This is a genomic window from Mycobacterium sp. TH-M103, from assembly GCF_057473785.1.
The window spans coordinates 1-9,073 of record NZ_JBYCLG010000300.1; the positions used below are offsets into that span (position 1 = coordinate 1).

Below are 9,073 nucleotides of genomic sequence, written 5' to 3' on the forward strand. Positions count from 1 at the left end.
ATGCGGGGCTTGTTCACCTCGGCGACGATGATCTCGCCCACCTCCTGGTTGACCTCGCTGAAGATGCCGTGCGACTTCATCTTCGAGGTCTGGTACAGGTTGTCCTCGGTGGGCGTGACGTAGTAGACCGCGTCGGCCTTGAACCGGTGCACCAGCCACAGGTGGATCAGGGTCATCAGGCGCTTCTGGCGCAGCTTCTCGGCGAAGGTGTTCTGGTCGCGCACCGTGAGGATGCTGCGGCCGTGGCGGTCCTTGATGGGGTCGAAGACGACGTTGGCCAGTTGCTCGTCCTCGTTGCCGTAGATGCCGAGCACCAGCACGTCCGATCCGGCCCGGCGCGGTCGCAGCTGTACCCGCAGCTTCTCGCCGAGGTGGTAGTGCTCGCTCCACAGCGTCAGCCACTCCTCCAGCAGCTTCTTGGGCACCTCGGTCTGCACCAGGTGCTGATGCTGGGTGGAGCCCTTGCCCATCGCCTTGGTGGTCGCGGTGCGACCGGAGGAGGCGGCCAGCGCCGCGTCGCTGCGCGGCCCGCCGACCAACGTCTGCGGCGTGCGATAGGGCGACTCCACCAACCGCATCTTGCGTTGCAGCCGGGCCAGCGCCAGCATGCCGTCCTGCCGCAGCGCGGTCGCGAACTCCTCGGCGGCGACACCGTCGATCTGGTGGCCGCCGTAGGTGATGAAGTTGAAGACGAAGCCCATCTTGCCGAGTTCCTCGGGGAAGCGCCGCATCTCCTCGTCGGTCATGCCGGTGGTGTCCCAGTTGAACGACGGCGACAGGTTGTAGGCGAGCATCTTCTCGGGGAACCGGGCGTGGATGGCCTCGGCGAATTCGCGGGCGTCGGCCAGGTCGGCGGTCTTGGTCTCCATCCAGAGGATGTCGGCGAACGGCGCCGCCGCCAGGGACTTGGCGATCGCGTACGGGATGCCGCCCCGGATCTGGTAGTAGCCCTCGGGCGTCTTGGCCAGCTCGCAGTCCCAGCCGGGGTCGGCGCCGAGCTCCCTGGCCTTCTCCCGCGCGGAGTACAGCGAGGCGCGCTGGGCGAAGCGCCGCCACTCGTCGGGGCTCATCGCGACCGGCTCGCCCTCGCTCTCACCGAACTGGAGCACCTCGGAGACGGCCTCGCCGTACGTCATCAGCCCGGCGTCGTCCTCCCAGGCGGCCACGAACCGGGACTCCACCTGGTCGAACAGATCGTCGATCGAGGTCTCGCTGTTCTCCCGCCACGCGTTGACGGCGTCGGAAACCAGCCCCTGGATGCCCTGGCGCTCCAGCCAGGCGGTGGCGGTGGCGTACTCGCCGTCCGACAGCGCGTAGAGCAGGTGCCCGTTGAGGTCCTTGACGCCCAGCTCGTAGAAGCGCCGGACCAGCGCCAGGAAGCAGGCCTTGTAGGAGGGGATGTTGAGGTTGGTGGCGCCCAGCAGGAACGGCTGGTCGCGCTCGTCGGCGCGGCTGTCGATCAGGGTGGCCGCCTCGGCGTCGGTGCGGGCGACGATGATGCCGGGCACCCGCATGATGTCGAGCTGGAACCGGGCGGCGTTGAGGCGCTTGATCTGTTCGTCGGACGGCACCAGGACCTTGCCGCCCTGATGCCCGCACTTCTTCGTGCCGGGGCGCTGGTCTTCGATGTGATAGCCCGGCACGCCGATCTCGACGAAGCGGCGGATCAGGTTGCGCACGTGCGGGTCACCGCCGTGGCCGGTGTCGGCGTCGGCGATGATGAACGGCCGGTAGTCGTATTCCGGCGCCGCGGCGCGCTGGCGCTCGCTCATGTGCAGGCGCTGATACTGCTGGTTGCGGTCGGCGGTGAGCAGGGCGCGCACCAGGACCGCGGCGTCGTCGGGCACCTGGCTCAGCGGGTAGCTGGCGAGGTCGGGCCCGGGGTCCTCGGTGGTGGAGCCCTTGGCGGAGGTCGCCCAGCCGCCCAGGTAGATGCCTTCGATGCCCATCCGCTTCATGGCCACGGCCTGGCCGGGTGAGTAGGGCCCGAAGGTCGTGATGCTCTTCTTCGCCGCGAACAGCTCCCGCAGCCGCTCGTAGAAGGCCGCCGCCGCTTCCCGTGCCACGGGGTAGTCGACGGGGATGGTGCCGCGTTGCTCGGCAACCTGACGAGCCGTGTAGAGGCGCGTGATGCCGGTGAAGCGCGGGCCGTCGATGTATCGCTGGGTGGCGACGACGTCGTCGCCGAACGGTGCCCGGACCTCGGTGTCCGTGTCGATGATGGCCATGGGGTTACGCTCCTCTTCAGGTTCCGTTGGACCAGAGTCTATCCCTGACAACCGCGGTTCAATCAGGGGTCGAAATACCCCTTCGCGGCGCGGCGCGGCGCACCCGCGCGGTGGCTGGGCGAGGCCGGCGATGGGCCCACGATCGCCGACGCCGGGTTCGGCCGCATCGATAAATGTTGGGGAACAACATGTTTAGCCCGCGTACGACCGGATCGGGGCGCTCAGGCCCGACCGGCGGCCGCACGCCGGCACAGCCAGTCCCGCTGCCGGCGGACGAACTCCGCGTCGACGACCTTGCCATGGCCCGGAACGTAGACGGCGTCCGGTCCGCCGATCTCGAGGACCCGGTCCAGCGTGGCCGGCCAGGCCGCCACGTCGGAATCGGCGTCGATCGCGGGGTCGGCGGATTCCTCGACGAGGTCGCCGGTGAACAGCACGACCGGGTCGTCACCGTGCGCGGGCGGTGCCACCACGACCAGGTCGGAGGTGGTGTGGCCGCGGCCGGGGTGGGTGATCGCCACGGTCCGGCCGCCGAGGTCCACGACGGCCTCTCTCGTGCCGTGGCGCGGCGGTCGCAGGGCCGCGACCGCGCGGTCGACCTCCACCGCGTCGGCGCCGTGGCGCAGCGCGTCCTCGCGGAGGTGCCCGGCGCCGGCCGTCAGGTCCGCGACGACTTCGGGTGCGCAGTAGACGTCGGCCGCGCCGAAGAACGAGGAACCCAGGACATGGTCGAAATGCTTGTGGGTCAACGCGATATGGGTGACCGCTCGGCCGGTGAGCCGTCGCACGTCGGCGTCGAGGGCCGCCGCCTCGGTGAGCGTGGAGCCGGCGTCGACGAGCAGGGCCCCGCGACCGCCCAGCACCAGCCCCACCGTGACGTCGCAGAACGGTAGCCGGCAGCGATGCACGCCGGCGGTCAACTGCTCCCAGGCGAAATTCACGAGTGCAGACGGTAGTCGCAAACCGAGTTTCGAGCGGCCCCCCAGTGGCTATCTTCGTCGCATGGCTGTCACCGAGTCCCGCGAAGTCGTCATCGAGGCGACACCCGACCAGATCATGGACGTGCTGTTCGATCTGGAGTCGCTGACCGAGTGGTCCTCGGTGCATCGCAAGGTCGAGGTCCTGGAGCGCGACGACGCGGGCCACCCCAGCAGGTCGCGGCAGGTGGTCAAACTGGTGGGCGTCAGCGACGAGCAGGAACTGGCCTACGAGGTGCACGACGACGGGGTGAGCTGGACGCTGGTCAGCGCCAAACAGCAACGCGCGCAGGACGGTCGCTACACCCTGATTCCCGAAGGCGACTCCACCCGGGTCCGTTTCGAACTGACCGTCGACCTCCTGGCGCCGGTCCCGGGATTCCTGGTCAAAAGAGGAGCCAAGAGCCTGATGGAGACGGCCACCCAGGGCCTGCGTAAGCGGGTGCTCGAGGTGAACAAGGGCGGCGCGTAGCCGGCCCACGTTCGTGGCCGGCAAAAGACCTTTATTCCGCGCCCGCCGTCGGCGACACTCTCCTTATGAAGTCGACATCGGTTACCGCACGGCGCATCGCACTGGCAGGCGTAGGGCTCGCGCTGGCGCTGACGCAGGCCGGCTGCGGCGGCCACGGCGGCAGCAAGATGACGGCGCCGGCGACGCCGAAGCTGACGACGGTCGCCCGGAGCGTTCCCGAGGCTCCCGCCGAGGGGCCGGTGACGATCGGCAGTCCCGCCTTCGCCGACGGGGCGCCCATCCCGGTCCGCTACACCTGCAAGGGGGCAAACACCGCGCCCCCGTTGACGTGGTCGGCGCCGCTGGGGGCGGCCCTGGTGGTCGACGATCCCGACGCCGTCGGCGGCACCTATGTGCACTGGATCGTGGTCGGCATCCCGCCCGGACCTGGCGGCACCGCGGAGGGCCAGACCCCCGGCGGCGGGACCAGCCTGCCGAACTCGGGCGGCCGTGCGGGATATATGGGGCCGTGCCCGCCGCCGGGCAGCGGGGTGCACCACTACCGGTTCACCCTCTACCAGCTGCCCGCCGCCTACGAGCTGCCCGGGGGTTTGGCCGGGCCGCGGGCGGCCCAGACGATCGCGGGCGCCGCCGTCGCGCAGGCCCAGCTCACCGGCACGTTCGGGGCCTGAGGGCGCATCGACGACTCACGACGCGTGGTCGAGCACCTGATAGGCGGCGTTGTAGCCGGGGGTGAAGGTAATTCCCGGCCCGCCATGGCAGCCCGCGCCGCCGAGATAGAGGCTGCCGATCGGAACCGGGAGTCGAGAAAACCCCTGGCGCCCGGGCGGTTCGGGCCCATCAGGTCCGGGTGCGGCAAGCCATGGCAGAAGTCGCCGTCGGGGGCGGCGAACATGGTCTGCATGTGGTAGGGCGCGAACGTGATGTGGCGGATCAGGATGTCCTCGAAGGCGGGGGCGAACCGGGTGATCTTGTCGATAACGCGTTGAGACATCATCTTTTTAGATGACCGTGCTGCTGGCGGTCGGCTTCGACCGGGAAGGCGTAGGCGTACGCGCTGGCGGCGCGCTTCCCGGGTGGCGCCATGCTCGGGTCGTGCGCGGAGGGGATCTGCATCCCATCGACGGGTTGTCCGGGACGAGGCCGCGCCGGCGCACCTCCCACTGCAGCTGCTGTTCTTCCGGGGAGCCGAAGATGCCGACCGACTGCTGCATACCCGGCTCGTTCAAAAAGTCGCAGGGCGGGGCGAATTCGGGCAGCCCGTCGAGGGCGAAGTGCAGCTGCACGAACGAGGCGCGGTGATCGCGCTGCGAGACGCGCGAAATCAGCTCCGCGGGCACGAGTTCCGGTGCGACGAGTTCGGCGAGGGTGACGTTGGGCGAGTGGTTGGACACCACGACCGGTGCGGTGAGCGTCGACCCGTCCCGCAGCCGTAGACCGGTCACCGCGCCATCCTCGACCAGGATCTGCTCGACCTTGGCCGGAATCGCAGCTCGCCATCGTGGGAGACGAACAACTCGCGCAGCTAATCGGTGAGCGCGCCGATCCCGCCTTCGAGCTTGGTCATCATCGCGGTGCTGTCGCCCGGCACCGCGAGGGCGAACGCCAGGCAGGTGGCGCTGCCCGGCGTATAGGGGCCGCGGTAGGTCGAATTGACGGCCAGGAACGCGAGCATCCCGCGCACTCACCATCGGCCGGGAGATGACCGCGCCGATCAACCGCCACCAGCTACGCCGGCGCTCGACGCGCGAGGCGCTGCGCGAAACCGCGTTGAACAGCTTCGCGCGCAAGGGTTTTGCCAACGTCACCGTGACCGAGCTGGCCCGGCATGCCGGTGTCGCCGAACGCAGCTTCTTCCGGCACTTCCCGACCGAGGAAGCGGTGCTGGTCCAGGATTACGAGACGCAGCTGGAATGGCTGGCCGAGGCCCTCGCGCGCCGTCCTGCCGCTGAAGCGCTGTTCGACGCTGTGCGGGCCAGCGTGGCGGCTTTCCCGCACGATCGCGAGGTGGTCCGCCATGCGGCGGCGGCACGCGCGGAGCTGATCATCGCCGAGCGGATCGCCGGCCACCTGCGGGTGGTGCAGTCGTCGTTCGCCCGAGTGCTGACCGACTTCGTCGAGACTCGCAACCCCGACGTCGCCGACATCGACCTGGCCGCCGAGGTTGCCGGCTCTGCGCTGGCGGCGGCCCTGGTCGTGGCGGTTGGAGAACTGGGGCCGCCATGGTTACACCGGGGATCTCGGCGACCTCGTGGCCACGAGCCTGGACCTGGTTCGCTCCGGCCTGGCACCGCTCGCCTGATCGGCGGGCGTACTGTTCCGAACTCTCGGCGTCGGGTGCGCGCGGTCGGCGCACCGGGAAGGCCTACCGTCGGTTGCATGCCATTGACGACGCGGCTCACCGAGTTCTTCGGCATCGACCACCCGATCATGTTGGCGCCGATGGCCCTGGTCTCGGGGGGCCGGCTCGCGGCGGAAGTGACCCGGGCGGGCGGTCTCGGTCTGATCGGCGGCGGATACGGTGACGCCGAATGGCTGCGCACGCAGATCGGCGAGGCCGACGGCGCACGGGTCGGGTGCGGGTTCATCACCTGGAGCCTGGCGCGCGATCCCGGGGTGCTCGACGTTGCTCTTGGCCGGCAACCGGTGACCGTCATGTTGTCGTTCGGCGACCTGGACCCGTTCGCCGATCGCATCCGCGCGGCCGGTGTTCCGCTCACCGCCCAGGTGCAGAACCTCGAGCAGGCGCGCCGGGCCCTGGATGCCGGCGCGGACGTCCTCGTGGCTCAGGGCGGCGAGGCGGGCGGGCACGGGATGAGCGCGCGTTCGACCTTCACGTTGGTGCCCGACGTCGTCGACCTCGCCGCCGAACGCTGCCCCGAAACGCTGGTGGTGGCCGCCGGCGGGGTCGCCGACGGCCGCAGCCTGGCGGCGGCGCTGGCGCTCGGGGCCGACGGCGCGCTCGTCGGCACCAGGTTCTGGGCGACCCCCGAGGCCTTGGTGTCGCAACGGGCCCACCTTCGGGGCATCGCCGCGAGCGGCGACGACACCCTCCGCACCCGGGTTTATGACTTTGTGCGCGAGAAGGATTGGCCCGACGGCTACGATGCGCGGCTGGTGCGCAACGCGTTCATCGAGGCGTGGCATGGCGACGAGGCGGGCCTGCGGGCACGCCTGCCGGAGATGGTGAGCGCCTTCCAGAAGGCTGTCGACGCAGAGGATTTCGACGTCGTCACCGTGCTCGTCGGCGAGGCGATAGGTCGCATCCGCGACGTGCGCCCGGCCGCCGGCATCGTCGGTGAGATGGTCTGCGACGCCACCCGCATCCTGAACCGGGCGACGGCGCCACCGGCGGTCTAGACAGCCGGGGCGGGCTTCTGGTTTGCTCGGCTCGGTAACGGCTGGGAAGGACGGCATGGATATTGCCTCGGTCGACGAGTTACTGACCACCACCCGCGCGGTGCGCAAGCGCCTCGACCTGGACCGGCCGGTCGGGCGCGACGTCATCCTCGAATGCATTCGGCTGGCGATCCAGGCGCCTACGGCAAGCAACGCGCAGGACTGGCGCTGGCTGGTGGTCACCGACGCCGACAAGCGCGCCGCGATCGCCGACACGTACCGCGGCATTGCGCGGCACCTCTCGGTCGCCCAGCAGCCACGAGTCGATCACCTCGACATACGGGTCGATCGCCGGCCGCGACCGGCGCGCGTAGGCCTTACGCGGCGGCGGGAGGGCCGAAGCCAACGCCTGGCGCACCGTACGCCGATGCACCTGATGCCGCTGGGCCAACTCGCGGATCGACAACTCCTCGACCCGCCTGTCACGCCTGATCTTTTCGAACAGTTCCACCCTCGACCGCACCATTCCCGAACCTCCACGCCGATGACGACTGACGTGGAAATCGCATCCCGGGTGGGGCCAATATTCGCGACGACACGCTGACCCCACCGCGCAGCGAATCACCGCCCAGGCGGAGCCAAAATTCGTGAAGAAAAACGACCCAACCGGGGCCAATTCAGGTGATCACACGCACCCATACGCCGGGGAGTTCTTCAGCGCCTGCACATTCAGGTCTTCAGCGCCTTCCATGGCCTTCGCCCTGATTTCGGGGGCTCGGCACTCCCTGCACCCGCCCTAACGGACGGACCTCTAACGACGCCGCAGGCTTCGCGTCATGCTACGGACCGCTCAGTCGCTCCCCCTCAAGGGCTTTCGACACTGGGCTTCGACCTGACCCGTTTCCAGACCAAGCCGCCAGTCTGCTACCGGGCCTCCTGACAGCTACCCGGACCGGACTCACACCGGCAAGCGACGACGAGCTTTACGACCAAAGATCACCTACACAAGGTCACCTCCAGCCTGCTGGTCGCGCGAAAAATCCAGGCTAGCTGCGGGCGGCGATTACCACCGGGACCCCGATGCCTCCGCGACGCGTACCGGAGGGCTTGAAAGCGGCGAATTACGGGGCGGCTGTTGCGAATAGCGCGCTGCGAAAGTCGATCGCTCCTCCGGGCCCGAAAGTCCCGGAAAATTATGACGGACGGTTTGCTGTGTGCGGTCGGAGAATTCGGTAGATTCTCGCCACAAGGATCTAAGGGCTCTACGGTGATCGGGGTGCACTAATTAGCTTTTCAGTTAACTCGCGCGAACCGGGAGTTCGAGCGTGGTCGAGGCGTAACCGCGCAGAGAAAGGGGGGGTGACCTGTTGAATGGTTCCAAAATGGAGCGTCATATTAACGGTATGCCTGGGATGGCGGTCTATGCGGAGCAGTTGCGCAGGGTCGACCTGCGGGTAACCCGCCCACGGGTCGGCATCCTCTGGGCCGTCCAGGCGAACCCGCACGCCGACACGGAATCGATCTTCGGCATCGTTCGCGCCGACCTGCCGGACGTGTCGCGGCAGACCGTGTACGACGTCCTGCACGCCCTGACCGAGGTGGGTCTGCTGCGACGGTTCCAGCCGTCGGGATCGGTCGCGCGTTATGAGACCCGGGTCGACCACCACCACCACTTCGTCTGCCGCGGATGCTGCGCCATTGCCGACGTCGACTGTTCCATCGGCGCGAGGGCCTGCCTGATCCCCTCCGACGAGTGCGGGTTTTTGTTCGACGAGAGCGAAGTCATCTATTGGGGTTTCTGCCGGACCTGCGCGGGGCAGCCCGTGGCCGAGGTCGCCACGCCGGCCGCTGCCGCACAGACGTGTTGTGACCACACCCACGATCACGACCCGGCAATTTCATCTGAGGAGGTGATGCCATGCCAGAGCAACACCCACCCGTTGCAGAAGCCAACACCGCGCTACAGCAGGGAGGTTGCCCTGTCGGGAATGGTCACCTCAACCATCCCGTGGAGGGTGGCGGCAACCAGGACTGGTGGCCACACCGGCTCAACCTGA

General features: G+C 68.8%; 7 protein-coding genes and 3 pseudogenes. 7 read left to right on the plus strand and 3 right to left on the minus strand.

Annotated features, from left to right (window positions below):
• Both AC2VOR_RS16785 and AC2VOR_RS16790 read right to left on the minus strand, forming a co-directional pair.
• The coding region (locus AC2VOR_RS16785) for an isocitrate lyase/phosphoenolpyruvate mutase family protein (protein WP_486964160.1) at positions 1-2,228 on the minus strand (2,228 nt) is incomplete at its 3' end.
• Positions 2,229-2,449: 221 nt separating this feature from the next.
• A complete protein-coding gene (locus AC2VOR_RS16790) occupies positions 2,450-3,169 on the minus strand; it encodes an MBL fold metallo-hydrolase (RefSeq protein WP_369738618.1) in 720 nt (239 codons plus the stop codon).
• 61 nt (positions 3,170-3,230) lie between these two features.
• Between AC2VOR_RS16790 and AC2VOR_RS16795 the strand changes: the two genes are divergently transcribed.
• Together AC2VOR_RS16795 and AC2VOR_RS16800 are read left to right on the plus strand one after the other, a co-directional pair.
• Positions 3,231-3,677, plus strand: a complete 447-nt coding sequence (locus tag AC2VOR_RS16795) for an SRPBCC family protein (protein ID WP_369738617.1) — start codon at positions 3,231-3,233, stop codon at positions 3,675-3,677.
• 65 nt (positions 3,678-3,742) lie between these two features.
• Positions 3,743-4,348, plus strand: coding sequence for a YbhB/YbcL family Raf kinase inhibitor-like protein (locus AC2VOR_RS16800; protein WP_369738616.1), 606 nt, complete (start codon positions 3,743-3,745; stop codon positions 4,346-4,348).
• A 15-nt stretch (positions 4,349-4,363) separates the two neighbouring features.
• Here AC2VOR_RS16800 and AC2VOR_RS16805 read toward each other — a convergent pair.
• Positions 4,364-5,361, minus strand: a pseudogene (locus AC2VOR_RS16805) (phytoene desaturase family protein); the annotation flags it as partial.
• A 17-nt stretch (positions 5,362-5,378) separates the two neighbouring features.
• On the opposite strand from AC2VOR_RS16805, the pseudogene AC2VOR_RS16810 reads away from it, so the two are divergent.
• The 5 genes and pseudogenes from AC2VOR_RS16810 to AC2VOR_RS16830 form a co-directional block, all read left to right on the plus strand.
• A pseudogene (locus AC2VOR_RS16810) lies at positions 5,379-5,979 on the plus strand (TetR/AcrR family transcriptional regulator).
• A 77-nt stretch (positions 5,980-6,056) separates the two neighbouring features.
• Positions 6,057-7,037: an NAD(P)H-dependent flavin oxidoreductase gene (locus AC2VOR_RS16815; protein WP_369738615.1), complete on the plus strand. Its 981-nt coding sequence runs from the start codon at positions 6,057-6,059 to the stop codon at positions 7,035-7,037.
• A 55-nt stretch (positions 7,038-7,092) separates the two neighbouring features.
• The gene (locus AC2VOR_RS16820) at positions 7,093-7,620 is read left to right on the plus strand and encodes a nitroreductase family protein (protein WP_369741582.1); all 528 of its coding nucleotides are present in this window, start codon (positions 7,093-7,095) and stop codon (positions 7,618-7,620) included.
• Positions 7,621-8,419: 799 nt separating this feature from the next.
• A pseudogene (locus AC2VOR_RS16825) lies at positions 8,420-8,845 on the plus strand (Fur family transcriptional regulator); the annotation flags it as partial.
• An 89-nt stretch (positions 8,846-8,934) separates the two neighbouring features.
• A partial coding sequence (locus AC2VOR_RS16830; RefSeq protein WP_486964161.1) for a hypothetical protein occupies positions 8,935-9,073 on the plus strand: 139 nt, incomplete at its 3' end.

Bases quoted from the DNA above. Each gene is read 5' to 3' on its own strand.
- AC2VOR_RS16795 (WP_369738617.1), top strand. From the start codon at position 3,231: ATGGCTGTCACCGAGTCCCGCGAAGTCGTCATCGAGGCGACACCCGAC.
- AC2VOR_RS16800 (WP_369738616.1), top strand. From the start codon at position 3,743: ATGAAGTCGACATCGGTTACCGCACGGCGCATCGCACTGGCAGGCGTA.
- AC2VOR_RS16815 (WP_369738615.1), top strand. From the start codon at position 6,057: ATGCCATTGACGACGCGGCTCACCGAGTTCTTCGGCATCGACCACCCG.
- AC2VOR_RS16820 (WP_369741582.1), top strand. From the start codon at position 7,093: ATGGATATTGCCTCGGTCGACGAGTTACTGACCACCACCCGCGCGGTG.